Source organism: Staphylococcus sp. HL28 (assembly GCF_021117155.1).
Taxonomy (GTDB): domain Bacteria; phylum Bacillota; class Bacilli; order Staphylococcales; family Staphylococcaceae; genus Staphylococcus; species Staphylococcus warneri.
Genome location: NZ_CP088218.1, coordinates 2,209,910 through 2,229,902, shown reverse-complemented (window position 1 = coordinate 2,229,902; position 19,993 = coordinate 2,209,910). Strand labels below are relative to the sequence as shown.

General features: G+C 33.2%; 21 protein-coding genes. 13 read left to right on the top strand and 8 right to left on the bottom strand.

The annotated features are described in order from the left end of the window. Positions 1 to 87: 87 nt before the first annotated feature. From hxlA to LPC11_RS10915, 4 genes are all read left to right on the top strand, one after another. Positions 88 to 720 (top strand): 3-hexulose-6-phosphate synthase, encoded by a 633-nt coding sequence (hxlA, locus tag LPC11_RS10930; RefSeq protein ID WP_002449613.1) that lies wholly within the window; start codon positions 88 to 90, stop codon positions 718 to 720. A 2-nt stretch (positions 721 to 722) separates the two neighbouring features. Further along, positions 723 to 1,271, top strand: a complete 549-nt coding sequence (gene hxlB, locus LPC11_RS10925) for a 6-phospho-3-hexuloisomerase (RefSeq protein WP_023374670.1) — start codon at positions 723 to 725, stop codon at positions 1,269 to 1,271. A 108-nt stretch (positions 1,272 to 1,379) separates the two neighbouring features. Beyond that, positions 1,380 to 2,027 (top strand): HAD family hydrolase, encoded by a 648-nt coding sequence (locus LPC11_RS10920; protein ID WP_023374671.1) that lies wholly within the window; start codon positions 1,380 to 1,382, stop codon positions 2,025 to 2,027. A gap of 738 nt (positions 2,028 to 2,765) precedes the next feature. Beyond that, complete coding sequence (locus LPC11_RS10915; protein WP_023374672.1) at positions 2,766 to 4,178, top strand: MFS transporter; 1,413 nt, start codon at positions 2,766 to 2,768, stop codon at positions 4,176 to 4,178. Between the two features lie 152 nt (positions 4,179 to 4,330). On the opposite strand, the gene LPC11_RS10910 is transcribed toward LPC11_RS10915, so the two are convergent. The 5 genes from LPC11_RS10910 to LPC11_RS10890 form a co-directional block, all read right to left on the bottom strand. Beyond that, positions 4,331 to 4,648, bottom strand: coding sequence for a staphostatin A (locus tag LPC11_RS10910; RefSeq protein ID WP_023374673.1), 318 nt, complete (start codon positions 4,646 to 4,648; stop codon positions 4,331 to 4,333). Positions 4,649 to 4,672: 24 nt separating this feature from the next. Then, on the bottom strand, positions 4,673 to 5,839 hold the full coding sequence (locus LPC11_RS10905; protein ID WP_023374674.1) for a C47 family peptidase: 1,167 nt from the start codon (positions 5,837 to 5,839) through the stop codon (positions 4,673 to 4,675). 442 nt (positions 5,840 to 6,281) lie between these two features. Continuing rightward, complete coding sequence (gene vraX / locus LPC11_RS10900) at positions 6,282 to 6,455, bottom strand: C1q-binding complement inhibitor VraX (protein WP_023374675.1); 174 nt, start codon at positions 6,453 to 6,455, stop codon at positions 6,282 to 6,284. A 209-nt stretch (positions 6,456 to 6,664) separates the two neighbouring features. Further along, positions 6,665 to 7,495: a bifunctional hydroxymethylpyrimidine kinase/phosphomethylpyrimidine kinase gene (gene thiD / locus LPC11_RS10895; RefSeq protein WP_023374676.1), complete on the bottom strand. Its 831-nt coding sequence runs from the start codon at positions 7,493 to 7,495 to the stop codon at positions 6,665 to 6,667. 100 nt (positions 7,496 to 7,595) lie between these two features. Beyond that, a complete protein-coding gene (locus tag LPC11_RS10890; protein ID WP_023374677.1) occupies positions 7,596 to 8,576 on the bottom strand; it encodes a choloylglycine hydrolase family protein in 981 nt (326 codons plus the stop codon). Positions 8,577 to 8,723: 147 nt separating this feature from the next. Between LPC11_RS10890 and LPC11_RS10885 the strand changes: the two genes are divergently transcribed. The 4 genes from LPC11_RS10885 (at position 8,724) to LPC11_RS10870 (ending at position 11,766) form a co-directional block, all read left to right on the top strand. Then, on the top strand, positions 8,724 to 9,392 hold the full coding sequence (locus tag LPC11_RS10885) for a uracil-DNA glycosylase (RefSeq protein ID WP_023374678.1): 669 nt from the start codon (positions 8,724 to 8,726) through the stop codon (positions 9,390 to 9,392). Further along, positions 9,385 to 9,777, top strand: coding sequence for a DUF5327 family protein (locus tag LPC11_RS10880; protein ID WP_023374679.1), 393 nt, complete (start codon positions 9,385 to 9,387; stop codon positions 9,775 to 9,777). The genes LPC11_RS10885 and LPC11_RS10880 overlap by 8 nt, the downstream gene beginning before the upstream one ends. 25 nt (positions 9,778 to 9,802) lie before the next feature. After that, entirely contained in the window at positions 9,803 to 10,171 is a 369-nt protein-coding gene (locus tag LPC11_RS10875) for a DUF423 domain-containing protein (protein WP_015365337.1), read from the top strand. 110 nt (positions 10,172 to 10,281) lie between these two features. Continuing rightward, the gene (locus LPC11_RS10870) at positions 10,282 to 11,766 is read left to right on the top strand and encodes an APC family permease (RefSeq protein ID WP_023374680.1); all 1,485 of its coding nucleotides are present in this window, start codon (positions 10,282 to 10,284) and stop codon (positions 11,764 to 11,766) included. Between the two features lie 69 nt (positions 11,767 to 11,835). Here the strand turns inward: LPC11_RS10870 and LPC11_RS10865 are convergent, their stop codons facing one another. From LPC11_RS10865 to hemQ, 3 genes are all read right to left on the bottom strand, one after another. Further along, positions 11,836 to 12,288 (bottom strand): threonine/serine exporter family protein, encoded by a 453-nt coding sequence (locus LPC11_RS10865; protein ID WP_023374681.1) that lies wholly within the window; start codon positions 12,286 to 12,288, stop codon positions 11,836 to 11,838. A gap of 12 nt (positions 12,289 to 12,300) precedes the next feature. Then, positions 12,301 to 13,065: a threonine/serine exporter family protein gene (locus tag LPC11_RS10860; RefSeq protein ID WP_041613843.1), complete on the bottom strand. Its 765-nt coding sequence runs from the start codon at positions 13,063 to 13,065 to the stop codon at positions 12,301 to 12,303. A 496-nt stretch (positions 13,066 to 13,561) separates the two neighbouring features. Next, positions 13,562 to 14,311, bottom strand: a complete 750-nt coding sequence (gene hemQ, locus LPC11_RS10855; RefSeq protein WP_023374683.1) for a hydrogen peroxide-dependent heme synthase — start codon at positions 14,309 to 14,311, stop codon at positions 13,562 to 13,564. Positions 14,312 to 14,481: 170 nt separating this feature from the next. Here hemQ and pta point away from each other — a divergent pair, with 170 nt between their 5' ends. From pta to LPC11_RS10830, 5 genes are all read left to right on the top strand, one after another. Further along, a complete protein-coding gene (pta, locus tag LPC11_RS10850) occupies positions 14,482 to 15,471 on the top strand; it encodes a phosphate acetyltransferase (protein ID WP_023374684.1) in 990 nt (329 codons plus the stop codon). After that, positions 15,471 to 16,313 carry a lipoate--protein ligase family protein gene (locus LPC11_RS10845; RefSeq protein ID WP_002465912.1) on the top strand — a complete coding sequence of 281 codons (843 nt, stop codon included), beginning with the start codon at positions 15,471 to 15,473 and terminating at the stop codon, positions 16,311 to 16,313. The genes pta and LPC11_RS10845 overlap by 1 nt, the downstream gene beginning before the upstream one ends. 447 nt (positions 16,314 to 16,760) lie before the next feature. Further along, on the top strand, positions 16,761 to 17,681 hold the full coding sequence (gene mvk, locus LPC11_RS10840) for a mevalonate kinase (protein WP_023374686.1): 921 nt from the start codon (positions 16,761 to 16,763) through the stop codon (positions 17,679 to 17,681). 4 nt (positions 17,682 to 17,685) lie between these two features. Next, the gene (gene mvaD / locus LPC11_RS10835; RefSeq protein ID WP_023374687.1) at positions 17,686 to 18,669 is read left to right on the top strand and encodes a diphosphomevalonate decarboxylase; all 984 of its coding nucleotides are present in this window, start codon (positions 17,686 to 17,688) and stop codon (positions 18,667 to 18,669) included. Between the two features lie 12 nt (positions 18,670 to 18,681). Further along, positions 18,682 to 19,758, top strand: coding sequence for a phosphomevalonate kinase (locus LPC11_RS10830; RefSeq protein WP_023374688.1), 1,077 nt, complete (start codon positions 18,682 to 18,684; stop codon positions 19,756 to 19,758). Positions 19,759 to 19,993 lie beyond the last annotated feature (235 nt).

The window sequence follows — 19,993 nt, the reverse complement described above, 5'->3', positions numbered from 1 at the left end:
ATAAATTTCGTTTAAAATAAAAGTTTACAGGGTAATTCATTCAATGAGATAGATAAAAAACAGATAAATTTGAAAGGATGAATTATAGTGGAATTACAATTAGCTATTGATTTATTAAATAAAGAAGAAGCAGCAGAACTTGCGAAAAAAGTAGAAGAATATGTTGATATTGTAGAAATTGGTACACCAATTGTGATTAATGAAGGTTTACCTGCCGTTCAACATTTAAATGAAAATATTAGCAATGCTAAAGTATTAGCAGACTTAAAAATCATGGATGCAGCAGACTATGAAGTAAGTCAAGCTGTTAAATTCGGCGCAGACGTTGTAACAATTTTAGGCGTAGCTGAAGATGCATCAATTAAAGCAGCAGTTGAAGAAGCACATAAAAATGACAAACAATTATTAGTAGATATGATTGCTGTTCAAGATTTAGAAAAACGTGCGAAAGAATTAGATGAAATGGGTGCTGACTATATTGCAGTACACACTGGTTACGATTTACAAGCTGAAGGACAATCTCCATTAGATAGCTTACGTAAAGTTAAATCAGTGATTAAAAATTCTAAAGTTGCAGTTGCTGGTGGTATTAAACCAGATACAATTAAAGAAATTGTTGCAGAAGAACCAGACTTAGTTATTGTTGGTGGCGGTATCGCAAATGCTGATGACCCTGTAGAAGCAGCTAAACAATGTCGTGACGCTATTGAAGGTAAATAATGATGACAACTTTTAATCATTATCAATTAATTATAGATGAGTTAAAGGGTACTTTATCTCATGTTAAAGATGAAGAATTTGATGGATTTGCATCAGAAGTAACTGAAGCATCACGTATATTTGTTGCAGGAAAGGGTCGTTCTGGATTCGTTGCAAATAGTTTTGCAATGAGACTCAATCAATTAGGTAAACAAGCATTTGTTATTGGCGAATCAACAACACCATCAATTCAAAAAGGTGATTTATTCATTGTGATTTCTGGTTCAGGTTCAACAGAACACCTTCGCTTATTAGCAGATAAAGCGAAATCAGTTGAAGCAGAAGTGGTATTACTAACAACTAAACTAGATTCTGTAATTGGTGAAATTGCAGACACAGTAGTTGAATTACCAGCAGGTACAAAACATGATGCCACTGGATCTGAACAACCGTTAGGTAGTTTGTTTGAACAATCATCACAAATCTTTTTAGATAGTATAGTTATTGGATTAATGACACAATTAGACGTCGATGAAACAACAATGCAAAATAATCATGCTAATTTAGAATAAATCATATAAAGTAACTCTCATGAAATGAGAGTTGCTTTTTTTATAGAAAAAATTAATGAAATTACTATATAATGAAAATATGTTATATGTACTTTAGAGGTGATTATCATGAATTTTGACAACTATATTTTTGACTTTGATGGGACATTAGCGAATTCTAAGCAGTGTTCAATTGAAGCAACTAAAGAAGCTTTTGCACAATTTGGGTTATCTGAACCAAGTGATGCAGATATTGTACATTATATGGGGATTCCTATTGAAAAGTCATTTATAGAAATGAGTGACCTTTTTTTAACAGAAGATGCATTAAATCAATTGTTAGAATTATTTAGAGAACAGTATCGTCAATTAGAAACGACATATTTATGTTCAGTCATCGGTATATCTGAAACATTAGAACAATTACTGAGAAAAAAGAAGCAGATGTTTGTGGTTTCTAGTAAAAAGACCGATGTGTTATTGAGAAATTTAGATCATTTAGGGCTCAGTAGATTTATTCAAGAAGCTATTGGTTCTGATAAAGTAAGGCGGTATAAACCGGATCCAGAGGGTATCAACTATATTATTCAGAATCATCACCTTAATCCAGCACGTAGTATATATATTGGTGATGCTATTCATGATATTCAAATGGCTAAAGCAGCTGGTATTAAGTCTTGTGGCGTGACATGGGGCGCTTTTGACGCAAAGGCATTATTAAGAGAGAATCCAGATTATATTTTAAATGAAGCGGATGAAATCAATACAATATTATAAATAGATAATTTTTATGTCAGCGAAGCGTTATACTTTGTTGGCATTTTAAATATCAAATGTGAGTTTGAAGTTATAAGTGAATTAGAAAATGGAACAATATTTACTTTGTTTCAATAACGACTAAATCATTATTTTAAGAAAATAACATTAATATATCTATAATAATAAATTTGTTACATCGAATATTAGAAATGCTAATTTACGGGAAATTTTGTAAAAATGAGAGATAAAAAAACATCGAATTTTAACGAGAATTCTAAATTAATAAAAATAACTTAAGGTATATATATATTTAACTTAGTCTTTTTTAATCAAATTGATAATAAATGAGTAGATATGGTGAAATCAAAAACATCATTATGTAATGATATGATATAAAATTAAAAGAGATTTTAGTAAGATAAAGTGAATGATGGCGCTATTTAGTGAAGATAGTACAAGTTTGTTGCCTTAAAACCATTGATATCATTAATGATTGACAAATATGTTTGTTTTACACGGTTTGAATCGAGAAAGAGAGGGTAAAACTATCTATATTTAAAAATAGATAAAAAAATAATCATTTCAAAATATTATTTGCATAGCGCTTAGTTAATCCTATTGGGTTCAAATGTTAAATAAAATATTCTGTAAATTGAATAAACTAGTATTTTTGAAAAGAATTTATTTTGAATTAATTTGACATTGATATTTAACTGAGTATAATTATGTAACATATAAAAGGGAGTGTTTAAATTCATGGATTTCGAAAAAGAAAATATTAACATGGTCAACGCTCAAAAAGCGAAAAAAACCGTTGTCGCAACCGGTATTGGTAATGCCATGGAATGGTTTGACTTTGGTGTTTATGCTTATACAACTGCATACATAGGAGCAAATTTCTTTTCTCCAGTGCAAAATCCTCAAATACAACAAATCTTTACATTTGCTGCACTAGCTATTGCATTTTTACTTAGACCTATTGGTGGAATAGTGTTTGGTATTATTGGAGATAAATACGGACGTAAAGTTGTATTAACAACGACTATTATTTTAATGGCGCTTTCAACATTAACAATCGGAGTACTACCGAACTACGATACGATTGGTATATGGGCACCTATCCTCTTGCTATTGGCACGTATCTTGCAAGGTTTCTCAACTGGTGGAGAATATGCAGGTGCTATGACTTATGTGGCTGAATCATCTCCGGATAAAAAACGTAACAGTTTAGGTAGCGGACTTGAAATTGGTACGTTATCAGGTTACATTGCAGCGTCAATTATGATTGCGTTATTAAGTTTCTTTTTAACACATGATCAAATGCAATCTTGGGGTTGGAGAATTCCATTTGTTTTAGGATTATTCTTAGGATTATTTGGATTATACTTACGTCGTAAATTGGAAGAATCACCAGTTTATGAAAATGATGTAGCAACAACACCGAAACGTGATACAATCGGTTTCTTTGGTATTATTCGCTATTATTATAAAGATATCTTAGTTTGTTTTGTTGCTGTAGTATTCTTTAACGTTACAAACTATATGGTAACAGCTTACTTACCAACTTACCTAGGTCAAGTAGCGAAAGTAGATGAAACAACGACAAGTGTTATTATTACTTGTGTGATGGCTATTATGATTCCATTAGCATTAGGATTTGGTAAAATGGCCGACAAAATTGGAGAGAAAAAAGTATTCTTAATCGGTACAGGTGGACTTACATTATTAAGTATCGTTGCATTTTCATTATTAGCAACTAAATCTTTACCGTTTATTATTATTGGTGTGCTTATCCTAGGTTTCTTCTTATCAACTTACGAAGCAACAATGCCTGGATCATTACCGACAATTTTCTATACACACATTAGATATCGTACATTATCAATCACATTCAACATTTCAGTATCAATTTTTGGTGGTACTACACCATTAATCGCATCATGGTTAGTTGAATCTACTGGTAATGTATTAGCACCAGCGTATTATTTAACAACTATTAGTGTGATAGGTTTCTTAGTAATTTTATTACTTCATGTCACTACAGCTGGTAAGTCACTTAAAGGGTCTTATCCAAACGTAGATAACGAAGAAGATAGAGCATATTATGAAACACACCCTAAAGAAGCTCTATGGTGGGTTAAAGAAAGACAAGATAAAGAAAACTTTTAATTTAAAATGATGACTATTTTAGCTCGTCATTGCTAATTCCATTTTTAAGTAAAATAGAGTAGTCATACTTATTAAAGAAAGGCTAAAAGGTGAAATTTGAATTTCATCTTTTAGCCTTTTTATGTTGCTATGAAAGAGTTACCTTAAATTGATTATCTTTCGAATATCATTTTAGGTGAAGCGCCAATAGCATTGATATTAATTAAATTGAAGATGATTTTATTTGGATTGATGATGCATATTTCAATCACAATAGATAAAGTGGATTTTTCAGTTAATACAATGGTCCGTTGATTAGTATCTAATTTGGTACAGTAATAACTGGGTTGCATTGTTTCATTAAATACGAATTTAAGAGGTGCTGTATCAAAATTTTTAGGAAACCAATTACCCTCTAACATGTTAAGGAATGAACTATTTGGAGAGTAGGGATTTACATCTATAATATTAATTATTTCGAATTGAGTCATATATTCCCACTAACTTTCACTTTATTAGTAACCATAAATGGAAGCATTCCATCTAAAATGGGTACCATCAGAAACAGGTATCACATTACTGTCAGCTGATTGCGTAGTTAAACCATTATCCCATGGATTCCAAATGAGAATAACACGTTGGTTATTATTTAATACAGCATTACCAGCAACGGCCATAGCATGACCTGCATGAATACCGTTTCTAGGTTCTACACTAGAACTGATTAAAGCAATACCTTTATTTTGTTTAGTTAATCTATCGACTTCATTAAACTGAGGCATTCTATTTAAATAATTGACATTTCTACCTTGAGATTGCCCATATCTCATCATTTCTTGAGGTGTTAACCCTGTGAATTGGAAGGCTTGGCCACTTAGATTTGGATGCAATGCTCTCATAATCATTTCAGCATTATAATGTCCAGTATTATACGTAGCATTTAATAAAAATGCCATAGTGTAACCTGCACACCATCCATTTTGTCCTTGAGTTTCTCTAATTTGCATATTTTTAAGGGTATTAACATATTGGGGTTGTTGATTAATAGCTGTTTGATACTTAGTGATTGGATTTGCGATATGGCTTGTTTGATTAAATGCTTTACTATATCTAACGGCTGATTCTTTTGTCAGATTTCTATCTGATTTAGCATCTTGTCGAGGTGTTTTTAAAACTAAGTGAGGCGCTTTATCTTCACCCATTATAAAGTAACCTTTTTTACTAGTGAAGATTGTAACCTTTTGATTTTTATAGTTATTTAATGCTTTTGAAATGAAAGGGGAAACGTTAATTGAATATTTTGCTTTATTAGAAGGATTAGGAGAAATGGTAACGATATATTTTACATCGCCACTTTTATTAATGACAGGATAATAGAAGTTGCCATCACTTTGTTTATCGAGTTTGTAAATTTTGAATGGCTCACCCAAAGTATAGGCACTTTTTGAAGTGTGGGATGCTTGATCTAGCAAACTAACATGAGACAGGAAATTTTTCTTCGCTAAACGGTCAACGGCTTTAGGTACGTCCTTATTTTCTACTTTAACTTGAGTACTATTAGATTGTGCAGTTGCTTGATTTACGTTTGAGTTTGCGTGTGCTTGATTGAGAAAACTAAAGATACTCAATCCCATTAAAAACAGTAGTATCAAAGTTATGACATTGCGACATTTGGTTATCATATAAACACTCCTTTTCTATTTATTTAAAGGTAACTCTTTCATAAATTAATATAACATTATATTTTATATTTAATTCATAAAAATCTAAAGTGATATAAATATATACAAAATCGTTAATTAAATTAATGGAATTATAGATTGCTTTGCTTGAATCATGAATTTTTATGCTTATATGTAAAATGGGTCAACAAAGAAAAGCACTATTGTTAGCATAGCTCAAAGTTTCTCTCTGAGCGCCAAAGGGGACAACTTTGGCTAACAATAGTGCTTTCTATCAATATTAAGATGAGTATTTTAGGGGTGAGGCATTTAAAGTATGCATTGGTTAGGGGACAAGCAACTTTAATACCATCATTTTGGGACAGTTATACAATATGGAATGCTTAATGTCTTAATGTTCAAACGCAAATGATGAATCTCTTCTTGGTGTTGAAAATAACACTCATGCTTGTCTAAATTGCATAGTGTCTATGTCATTTTCTAGTAGAGAGAGCAAGCGATAGATATCATTGTCATTTAAAGTTTCATCAAATTTAACTGTGATTGTCTTGAACTTTTTCGTGATGATTTCATACATAGGGACACCGTTTTGTATATCTTGTTTATGAATAATCATGTTGTATTGCCTCCTTTGTCTCTCTACACTTTATATAGTACATCTCTTTTAGATATAAAACATGAGGCTCTAGTATCAACTTTGTATCGGTCGAACATTGGAGTCAAAACTACGACTTTAAGCGTAGTCATTTTTCATAATATATGTCGATATAAAAAGCCCAAAATGAACGTTAATGTTCATTTTGAGCTTAAAAGCAATAATATTTTCTATACTTCAGTGACTTGTACGTCGATTTGTTCAACGCGACGATTAGCACCGTGATCAACGGGTCCTACAAAATCGTTCATTTTCCAACCATTTTTAATAGCTGAAGCAACGAAAGCTTTAGCTGCAATGACAGCTTCTTTTGGGGATTTACCGTTTGCAAGATAAGCTGTAGTAGCTGCTGCAAATGTACAACCAGCACCATGATTGTAACTTTGTTGGAACATATCAGTTGTTAATTGATAGAATGTTTGACCATCGTAGTATAAATCGTATGATTTATCTTGGTCTAATGCTTTACCACCTTTAATAATGACATGTTTAGCACCTTTATCAAAAATGATTTGAGCTGCTTTTTTCATATCCTCGATAGAAGTCAGTTTACCTAGGCCGGATAATTGTCCAGCTTCAAATAAGTTAGGTGTCACGACCGTTGCTTTAGGTAATAAATATTGAATCATTGCTTCAGTATTTCCTGGGTTAAGTACTTCATCTTCCCCTTTACATACCATGACAGGATCTACAACGAAATAGTCTGCACCAGATTGTTCGTAAACCTCGCCAGCACGTTTGATAATTTCTTCAGTACCTAACATTCCTGTTTTAATTGCATCTGGACCAATTGAAATTGCAGTTTCAAGTTGTTTTTCAAATACATCCATAGGTAATGGTGTCACATCATGAGACCATGTTGCTTTATCCATTGTAACGATAGCTGTTAATGCGACCATACCATAGACATCTAACTCTTGAAATGTTTTTAAATCTGCTTGCATTCCTGCACCTGCGCTAGTATCTGAACCAGCTATTGTTAATACTTTTTTTAATGCCATTTTGTATTCACTCCCAATGTTTTCTAATACACGTACCATCATATCACGATTCAAGTATGAGAAAAATAAAATTGTGCCATGGTTGGCTTGGTTAATTGTTTTAATTCAATTGTGTAATGGTCAACTGATCATTAACATCTATAAAAGTCATGTCTTCTTTAGTAAGAAAATGTTCGTCTAGGTGTATTTTAAATATTTGGTTGGTGAAATGGGGTTTGATGTAATACGCACAGTCTTTACTATCCATTACTAGTTGATATTGTGTATAATGCGTTTCTCCTGCATCAACGACTGCACCTTGAGGAATACTCACTGAGTCTAACACTTTAAAGCAATTCATTAAATTTACACTTTCATCATTTGATTGAGGCAAATGATGTCTTAAATAAGTAGCTCTAACAAAGCGCTCAGTAGATGTATAGCCGCCTGGTAAACCGTTAGTACCTGCTTCGCACCCCATAGAACGCACAAGGACTTTACCAACTAATTGATTTGTAGACTTCTCAGGTGATAAAAAGGCATAATTTCTTAAATTTTCAACATGCCATTCTAATTTCGGGGCGTTGGTAAGTACCTTTACATGATTATCTTTAACAATAAGCAGGCCGTTATGTGGTTCGACTGATACGGTATGTCCTTCACGGTCAGTAATAATAAAATGAAGGGGAGGTACAATATTTAGCGTTTCGTTTTTTTCGTTCATAATATTAACTTTTTTAACTTTTTGCTTTAAGTCTTGGATGTTTTTAGTGAAACCTAGAACCCAAATAATAAATTCTTCGGGAGCCATATTGAAATAGCCATACCTTTTATGTTTACTGTAGGATGCTTCACCTGTGAAATAATGATTTGAAATAGCTACGCCACATTCATTAATGCCATCTCCAAATCGATAGCGGCCTACCTTTAAATTGGTTCCTACAAAACCATAGGTCAATTTCATTGAAGGCTCTAAATCAAATTGATACTCAAAGTGTCTAGGTACGACAGTTGGTATGCCGTTAAATTCAAAGGCAAAGTCCATCGTTCTAGCTAAATAATGATGTTGTTGCTGAGTGAAAAATGAAAATCCTGTACACATATTCGTCGCTCCAAACTTAATTCATCTTAATATGCACTATATACAAAATAAATATATTTGTAAACTTAATTTTTTATATGGTTTACATTGTTGAGACGATATAATTTATAGAGATAGTTGTGTTAAAATACCATTGAGGTGAATAGGATGGAATGGTCTGAAGTATTTCACAATATAACAACAAAACATGATTTTAAAGCAATGCATGACTTTCTTGAAAAGGAATATACAACACAAGTCGTATATCCAGATAGAGAAAATATCTATCAAGCTTTTGATTTAACACCATTTGAAGATATCAAGGTAGTGATATTAGGACAAGATCCTTATCACGGTCCTAATCAAGCGCATGGTTTAGCTTTTTCAGTTCAACCAAACGCGAAATTCCCACCTTCATTAAGAAATATGTATCAAGAATTGGAAGACGATATCGGTTGTCGACGTCAATCACCTCATCTACAAGATTGGGCAAGAGAAGGTGTCTTACTTTTAAATACGGTCTTAACTGTAAGACAAGGAGAGGCACATTCTCATAAAGACATTGGATGGGAAGTATTTACAGATGAAGTGATTCGTACAATTTCAGAAGAGCGAGAAGACGTCGTCTTTATTTTATGGGGAAAACCAGCCCAACAAAAAATAAAGTTAATTGATACGTCTAAACATTTTATTATAAAATCACCACATCCAAGTCCATTATCAGCCTATAGAGGTTTCTTTGGCTCGAAACCTTATTCTAAAGCAAACGCCTATTTAGAATCCAAAGGTCGAACACCGATTCAATGGTGTGAAAGAGAGGATGCAACACATGGATAAAGATAAAATTATTCAATTAATTGAGCGTGAGTTAGTTCAAGCTGATGAATCATCATCACAACATGAATTTGAGAAACATATGTATGCCATACATACGATTACATCACTGTACACGTCATCTACGCAAAGCAACATGAATGCGCAAAGTTTACAACATAATGATTTTACACATACAGATATTGATACACAGAATAAGTCTATTAAAGCGTCAAATCAGCACAAGTCGTATGATGATGTAACACTAGAAGAAATTCAAGCAATGGGTGGAAAAGTGACGCATACAAATGATTCAAATAAAATACAATCATCCTCAACGTTATCTAATTCTAATTTAATGACAACAGATGATGAAATTGGTAACGGTGAATCAATATTTGATTTTTAATAAAAAAAGGAGAACATAAATTATGATGAAATTATTTATTATTTTAGGTGCCTTAAATACTATGATGGCAGTAGGTACTGGTGCATTTGGGGCACACGGTTTAGAAGGTAAACTGTCAGACAAATATATGTCTGTTTGGGAAAAAGCAACAATGTATCAAATGTATCATGGTTTAGCATTACTTGTCATTGGTGTGATTAGTGGTACAACATCTATCAATGTGAATTGGGCAGGTTGGCTCATTTTCTTCGGTATTGTATTCTTTAGTGGATCATTATATGTTTTAGCGTTGACTCAAATTCGTATTTTAGGTGCCATTACACCAATTGGGGGCGTCTTGTTTATCGTAGGATGGTTAATGCTCATTATTGCTACATTTAAATTCTCAGCATAAGGTGTGATAATTTTACAATTTACATGCAAATTTGATAACAATAATTTAATAATTAAGTTACATGACTCACCTTTTCGGGTATATGAATATCTCGAGGTGAGTTTTTAATTATGGAAAATGATAAAAATAAACAGGTAGATAGAGGCGACCTCAAACAAAACTTATCAGAGAAGTTTGTTTGGGCGATTGCATATGGTTCGTGTATAGGTTGGGGCGCATTTATTCTTCCAGGTGACTGGATAGGGCAATCAGGTCCCATTGCAGCATCCATCGGTATAGTAATTGGTGCCTTACTTATGATTTTAATAGCGGTAAGTTACGGTGCTTTAGTAGAAAAATTCCCTGTATCAGGTGGGGCGTTTGCATTTAGTTTTTTAAGTTTTGGTAGATATGTGAGTTTCTTTTCTTCATGGTTCTTAACCTTCGGGTATGTCTGTGTAGTAGCATTAAATGCTACCGCATTTAGTCTATTGATTAAATTCCTATTGCCCAATGTATTGAATAATGGGAAATTATATACTGTCGCAGGTTGGGATGTCTACATAACAGAAATCATTATTGCCACAGTATTGTTACTTGTATTTATGTTTGTAGCTATTAGAGGTGCAAGTGTATCTGGATCATTACAATATTATTTCTGTGTAGCGATGGTTGTAGTCGTACTACTTATGTTCTTTGGTTCATTCTTTGGTAATAATTTTGCTTTAGATAATTTACAACCGTTGGCTAATTCGGACCAAGGTTGGTTTATCTCAATTATTACGATTGTATCGATTGCACCATGGGCTTATGTAGGATTTGATAATATTCCACAAACAGCTGAAGAATTTAACTTTGCGCCAAATAAGACATTTAAATTAATCGTTTATAGTTTACTTGCAGCATCAATGACTTATGTAGTGATGTTGTTATATACAGGATGGTTAAGTACGAACCAGAAAAGTTTAAATGGCCAACTATGGTTAACTGGTGCTGAAACACAAACAGCATTTGGTTATGTAGGATTAGCCGTTTTAGCCATCGCCATTATGATGGGTATCTTTACTGGATTAAATGGTTTCTTAATGAGTGCTAGTAGACTGCTCTTCTCAATGGGTCGTTCAGGCATTATGCCACGCGTATTCAGTCGTATTCATAGTAAATACAAAACACCATATGTAGCAATTATTTTCTTAGTAGGTGTATCATTAATTGCACCATGGTTAGGACGTACAGCGTTAACATGGATAGTTGATATGTCATCAACAGGTGTTTCTGTTGCTTACTTTGTAACATGTTTATCAGCTAGTAAATTATTTAGTTATAATAAACAAAGTAATACGTACGCACCTATATACAAAACATTCGGTATTATTGGTTCAGTGGTATCATTCATCTTCTTATGTTTATTATTAATACCAGGAACACCGGCTTCATTATCATTACCATCATACATTGCATTAGGCGTATGGTTAGTATTAGGATTAATCTTCTTTGCGATTCGCTATCCTAAACTTAAAAAAATGGACAATGATGAATTAAGTAGATTAATTTTAAATAGAAGTGAAGACGAAGTAGAAAATATGGTTGAAGAACCAGCAAATCATAAATCATAAAAATATAGTCATGGTGAGTGAAGAGAGAATCTCTTTATACTCATCATGACTTTTTTATTTATATAAGGTTTATAATTTTTTTCTCGTTCTATCGAAGCCAGAGATAATAATTTTTGAGATTTGATCTGCGAAAAGTAATCCAAGGGCAATTGCACCTGCGATTAATGTTACCTCTAGCATCGTATTAATAGCTTTATTGAAATGTAAAAGGACTAAACTCTTTGTAGCATCATAGGCAAGGCCTCCAGGTACTAATGGAATAATGCCAGTGACCATAAAGATAATCGCTGGTTCTTTCTTATAACGCGCCATATAGTGACTCAATAATCCTAACGCAAGACTTCCAAAGAAACTTGAATATATGGTATGTACTTGTAAGCCATTATAGAAGAGAATATAGATCATCCATCCACAAGCACCTACAACACCACAAGAAAGATATAATTTTCTAGGAGCATCAAATATCACGCAGAAGAACAGCGATGCTAAAAAACTAAATATAAAATTTAATATCCAAAACATATAACAGCTCTCCTAGACTAAGATTAAAATTGAACTTACACCAGCACCGATACCAAAGGCTGTGACAAGTGCTTCTAATGATTTAGTGGTAAACATGAGCATATGACCACCAAATAAATCTTGAATGGCATTTGTGATTAATACCCCAGGTACAATAGGCATGACTGAAGCAATAATAATTGTTGCAAGATCACCATGAGGTATGAACGTATGGCCAGCAACAGCTATAATGGCTATTACGACAGATCCTATAAATTCAGGGATAAATTGTGCATGTAACTTTCTATCTAGTATTTCCACAACTAGATAACCAAGACTTCCTGCAAGTAAGGCTGTCAAAATATCTATAAGCGAACCGCCTTGTAAATATAAAAAGCTAATAGCAATCATTGCTGCTGCAAATCCTTTGAAGGGGAGACTACTATCTCGTTTAGCAACATATATTTTCTCTAATTTTTCTTTAGCTTCTTCTAACGTGATAGCGCCTTTAGTGATCAAACGAGAAATTTCATTTGCTTGGGAAATCTTAATTAAATTTGTATCTCTCGCATTAATTCTGAACATGCGAGGTGTTGATTCGTTATGTAAATGGAATTGAATTACTGTATTTGTAACAAAGCTATTGCTCTCTTGATAGCCTAATTTTTTGGCGATGCGATTCATTGTATCTTCGACTCTTGTACCTTCAGCACCAGATTCTAGTAAAATGCGCGCTGCCAACATGACAACATCTTTAATAAGACGTTCATGATCGTTTTCATTCACTACTTTTGTCATCTAATCACCAATTTTTTAAATTTTTGAATTTAGATTTATTATAGAGGATGTATTGAGAAAAAACCATTATATAAAGTTAATGATATGTTAATAAAAGTTGAAATGCGATATAAATAAGCGGATACATTATGATTGTCTAAATATATAATGTATATCGATTTTATGTTGAACGGTATTTGATAATTTTTAGAAAATGTAGGTTTTATAGGTTTAATTGTCAACTTATATAAACTTATTACATCTTTTATATAAAAAAAACACTAAAGTTATGTTTCAAATATTTCAAAATGGTTAAAATAATATTAGTTAAATATTACAGAATATATTGGGTAGCGACAATATATTTTTTGTAGTTAACTTATACGTAGTAGTGATTAAAGTTCTCCCAAGGATACTACTCGTCAGAAGTACACTTTGCATGCAAAGTGTACTTCTTTATTGCAATTAAAAAACGATGAATCCTTATTAAATAAGGATTCATCGATAAGACATATATTTAAAATTTGAAAAATTGATTAAAGTCTTCTGATTTTAAGATATGGCCTACGTAGAAACTTCCAAATTCTCCGTAACGTGCAGTCGTTTCATCAAAACGCATTTCATAAACGATTTTTTTGAATTGAAGAATGTCATCAGAGAATAATGTAACACCCCATTCAAAATCATCAAAACCGACAGAACCTGTAATAAATTGTTTGATTTTACCAGCATATTTACGGCCAATCATTCCATGGTTATACATCAATGATTTTCTTTCTTCCATTGGTAACATATACCAGTTATATGTTTCATTTCTACGTTTATCCATTGGATAGAAACAAATATATTCAGCATGAGGTAGTTCAGGATATAATCTAGCTTTTACATGAGGGTTTTCATAAGGATCCTCATCAGATTTACCTGCTAAATAATTACTTAATTCGACTACAGATACATATGAGTATGTTGGAATAAAGAAATCTGCAATACGTAGTTTATTAAGCTCGTTTTCGATAGTATTAAGTTCTTTCATTTCAGGACGTAAGAACCATAATAATAAATCTGCTTTTTGACCAGTAATATTATAAACTGCTTGATCGCCAGTATGTGTTGTTCTTGCCTCAGATTTAGTGTTCACGAAATTTTCAAATTCAGTAATCATAGTTTCGCGTTCTTCTTCTGGCACTAATCTGAATGTCGCCCAATCAATTGCATAAAATAAATGTAAACTGTACCAACCGTCTAGTGTTTCGGCTGCTTCACTCATGTTTATCGCTCCTTTAAAACTATATGTTCAATTCATACTAAATTTTATCATAAACAAATAGCTAACTACTAAGTAAATGATTACAAAAGAGTGAAATGGCATTCTAATTTAAAATGACGTATAATTAGTTTTGTAAACGTTATTATGAAAAGAAATTCAAGGAGGACATTATGGCTAATCTATTAAACGTATTAGAAGACAAATTAGCAGGGAAAAATGTAAATATTGTATTACCTGAAGGGGAAGACGAACGTGTGTTAACTGCAGCAACGCAATTACAAGCGACAGACTACGTAACACCAATCGTTTTAGGTAATAAAGATAAGATTCAATCTTTAGCAAAAGACAAAGGATTAGACCTTGCCAATATAGAAGTCATCGATCCTTCAACAAGTGAATTGAAATCAGAGTTGGTAGACGCATTTGTTGAACGTCGTAACGGTAAAGCGACAAAAGAGCAAGCTGAAGAATTATTAGACAATGTTAATTACTTTGGAACTATGCTTGTATACACTGGTAAAGCAGCAGGATTAGTAAGTGGTGCAGCACATTCTACTGGTGATACAGTACGTCCAGCATTACAAGTTATCAAGACTAAACCAGGTGTTTCTAAAACATCAGGGATTTTCTTTATGATGAAAGGTGAAGAACAATATATCTTTGGTGATTGCGCAATTAATCCAGAATTAGATGCACAAGGCCTAGCTGAAATTGCAGTAGAAAGTGCAAAATCTGCACAAAGTTTCGGCATGGAACCCAAAGTTGCTATGTTAAGCTTTTCAACTAAAGGTTCTGCGAAATCAGACGATGTAACTAAGGTTCAAGATGCATTGAAGTTAGCACAAGATAAAGTATCTGAAGAACAATTAGATAATGTTGTTATTGACGGTGAATTCCAATTTGATGCGGCAATTGTACCAAGTGTAGCTGAGAAAAAAGCACCAGGTGCAAAAATACAAGGCGATGCAAATGTATTTATTTTCCCAAGTTTAGAAGCGGGTAATATTGGCTATAAAATTGCACAAAGATTAGGCGGCTATGACGCTGTTGGTCCGGTTCTTCAAGGACTTAATTCTCCTGTAAATGATTTATCACGTGGATGCTCTATCGAAGATGTCTATAATTTATCAATTATTACTGCTGCACAGTCATTACAATAATGGATTTAGGTAACAAATATTTTAATGATATTGAATGGCGCTATGTAGATCATTCTAGTGGCTTAGAACCTATGCAATCATTTGCTTTTGATGATACGTTTTGCGAAAGTGTAGGCAAAGATATGTCACCTAATGTAGTGAGAACATGGGTTCACCAACATACAGTGATTCTAGGCATTCATGATTCACGCTTGCCGTTTTTAAAGGATGGTATTGCCTTTTTAACAGATGAAAAAGGTTATAATGCTATAGTCCGTAATTCGGGAGGTCTAGGGGTTGTCTTAGACCAAGGTGTACTCAATATTTCATTGATGTTCAAAGGACAGACAGAGACAACAATAGATGAGGCATTTACAGTCATGTACTTACTGATTGCTAAAATGTTTGAAGATGAAGATGTGGACATCGATACACATGAAATTGAACGTTCGTACTGCCCTGGTAAATTCGATTTGAGTATTGATGGTAAGAAATTTGCCGGTATTTCTCAACGACGCGTGCGTGGTGGAATTGCTGTACAAGTATATCTGTGTGTAGAAGGTTCTGGTTCTGAGCGTGCTTTAATGATGAAAGATTTTTATGAGCATGCACTTAAAGGTGAAACAACAAAATTCACATACCCAGACATAGAACCCAATTGTATGGCTTCACTTGAGACGCTACTAAATCGAAAAATCACAGTACAAGATGTCATGTTTTTACTATTGTATGCTATCAAAGATTTAGGTGGACGTTTAAATATGGATCCAATCACTGATGAAGAATGGCAACGCTATGAAGGCTATTTCGATAAGATGATTGATCGTAATGCGAAAATGATTACAAAAATGAATGAAAAGTAGTATAAATTAGATATTAAAGACAACAAAATATGAATGACCGTCTTATTCAGACATCTTTTGTCATCATAACTATGTGCTTGAGACTAACCGCTTAGTCTTAGCTTATGATGCATTTTGAATAAGACGGTTTTTTACGCGTTAATTACTCACGAAACCCAAATTTTATGGATTAAACTTGCTATATTATATATAAATCTGTGTATTCCAAGAAATATTTGTAGTATTATAGTTGAGGTGGAAAAATTTAAGAATATATAGCAAACGTTTTATATATTATTTGAAAAATGTTTACAAAATCTTATTTAAAGGTAAATATATGCATGATTTTGAACAAAATTTTAAAATAATACGTTGGCTATTAATGATAATCTTAATAGTACTAATAAAAGCACGGGCATTAATATTACGAAATAGATTAGTGAAGGTATATTAAAAGGTGATAATAACATGACGAAAAAAGGATACGGGGAGTCTACCGGTAAAATTATTTTGATAGGTGAACACGCAGTAACTTTTGGTCAACCTGCTATAGCTATTCCATTTAATTCCGGTAAGATTAAGGTTTTAATTGAAAGTCTTGAAAAAGGGAATTATTCAGCTATTGAAAGTGATGTTTATGATGGACTATTGTATGATGCACCAGAGCATTTAAAGTCTATGGTAACGCGCTTTATTGATAATACAGGTGTAGAAGAGCCATTATTAGTTAAAATACAAACGAATTTGCCGCCTTCTAGAGGTTTAGGCTCAAGCGCTGCTATAGCAGTAGCATTTACGAGAGCGAGTTTTGATTTCTTAGGCAAATCGTTAAGTGACGCAGAATTAATTGAAGAGGCCAATTGGGCTGAGAAAATTGCTCATGGTAAACCAAGTGGTATTGATACACAAACCATTGTCTCTAACAAACCTGTTTGGTTCCAAAAAGGACATGCAGAAACGTTAAAAACATTACAATTAAATGGTTATATGGTTGTCATTGATACAGGTGTAAAAGGTTCTACAAAACAAGCAGTTGAAGACGTTCACCAATTATGCGAATCACCAGAATATATGAAACATATTGAACATATTGGGGATTTAGTTTATCAAGCAAGCCAGGCAATTGAACATCACGATTTTAATCAGATTGCCCGTATTTTCAATGAATGCCAGCAAGATTTAAGAAATTTAACAGTGAGTCATGATAAAATAGAAGAGTTGTTAGAAATCGGTAAAGCACACGGTGCCACTGCAGGTAAATTAACTGGTGGAGGCCGAGGTGGCAGTATGTTATTGCTCACTGAAGACTTAAAAACAGCTAAAAACATTGTAGCTGCAGTTGAAAAGGCTGGAGCAGCACACACATGGATTGAGAATTTAGGAGGTTAACCCATTGGCAAAGAGTGGTAAAGCACGCGCACATACAAATATCGCATTGATTAAATATTGGGGTAAAGCTGATGAAAAATTGATAATACCTATGAATAATAGTTTATCAGTGTCATTAGATAAGTTTTATACCGAAACGGAAGTCACATTCGATAGTGATTACCCTGCTGATCAATTGATTTTAAATGGTAAAGTAGCCAATGAGAAAGAAACTAAAAAGATTCAATCATATATGGATATTGTTAGAGAAATCGCTGGTACAGATTTACATGCACGAATCGATAGCCAAAACTTTGTACCAACAGCAGCTGGCCTAGCGTCATCTGCAAGTGCTTATGCAGCATTAGCGACTGCATGTAATGAAGCGTTACAACTTAATCTATCAGATAAAGATTTATCGCGTTTAGCACGACGTGGTTCTGGCTCAGCTTCACGCAGTATTTTTGGTGGATTTGCGGAATGGGAAAAAGGTCATGATGATGAAACCTCATATGCACATCCTATAGATGCGGATCACTGGGAAGATGAACTTTCAATGATTTTTGTGGTCATTAATAATCAATCGAAAAAAGTATCAAGTCGATCTGGGATGTCATTGACACGTGATACGTCACGTTTTTATCAATATTGGTTAGATCATGTCGATGAAGACATTAAAGAGGCTAAACAAGCAATTGAAGCTAAAGACTTTAAACAACTAGGTGAAGTGATAGAAGCTAATGGTCTACGTATGCATGCAACGAACCTAGGTTCTCAACCACCGTTTACATATTTGGTTCAAGAAAGTTACGATGCGATGGCTATTGTACATGAATGTCGTGAGATGGGAGTGCCTTGCTATTTCACTATGGATGCAGGACCTAATGTAAAAGTCCTTGTTGAAAAGAAAAATAAACAATTAGTCATCGATCAATTTTTAAAACATTTTGAAGCATCACAAATTATTGCGAGTGATATTATCGCTACAGGCGTTGAAATAATTAAGTAAGGAAATGATAGAATGATTCAGGTCAAAGCACCCGGTAAACTTTATATAGCTGGTGAATATGCAGTTACAGAACCAGGGTATAAGTCTGTCTTAATTGCACTAAACCGCTTTGTTACAGCTACTATTGAACCTTCTACACAAGTTGAAGGTACGATACACTCAAAAACATTACATCATGAACCGGTCACTTTTTATAGAGATGAGGACAGTATTGTCATTTCTGATCCTCAAGCAGCCAAACAACTTAACTATGTAGTTACAGCAATAGAAGTATTTGAACAATATGCCAAAAGTTGTGACATTCCGTTAAAACACTTTCATTTAACGATAGATAGTAACTTAGATGATGTGAATGGTAACAAATATGGACTTGGATCGAGTGCAGCAGTTTTAGTTTCAGTAGTTAAAGTATTGAATGAATTTTATGAACTAGAACTATCTAATCTTTATATTTATAAACTAGCTGTTATTTCTAATATGAAATTACAAAGTTTAAGTTCTTGTGGCGATATTGCAGTCAGTGTTTATAGTGGTTGGCTAGCGTATAGTACGTTTGATCATGATTGGGTGAAACAACAAATAGAAACGACATCAGTTAATACAGTTTTAGAGAAAAACTGGCCTGGTTTACATATAGAGCCATTGCAAGCACCAGAAAACATGGAAGTTCTGATTGGATGGACTGGGTCACCTGCATCGTCTCCGCATTTAGTAAGCGAAGTCAAACGACTCAAATCAGATCCGGCTTTTTATGGTGAGTTCTTAGATCATTCTCATCAATGTGTTGAATATTTAATTCATGCATTTAAGACCAATAATATTAAAGGTGTTCAAAAAATGATTCGCCAAAATCGTGCTATTATTCGCAAGATGGATGATCAAGCATCAGTTGATATTGAGACAGATAAATTAAAATCATTATGTGATATTGCTGAAAAGCATGGCGGCGCTGCTAAAACCTCAGGTGCTGGTGGTGGTGATTGCGGTATAACGATTATTCATCAAAATGTAGATAAACAAAAGATTTACGATGAATGGATAGAGAATGATATCAAACCATTACAATTTAAAATCTATCATGGACAATAAACAGACAACCTTAACAATGAATACTAATGATCATCTATCTTATCGTTCAGATGGTCATTGAGGTTTTCATTCTAAAAGGTTGTTTTTTGTGTTATAAAATCGTATTGAATAAAAATGACCTTGAAATTTTAAATAAAAAGAGTAAAATAATTAGAGTTGATAATTAATAGAAACGAGCGAGACAGAAGTAATCGAAGAATGTTTGTCATTAGCGTATGTGTTCTTAATAAGGAAT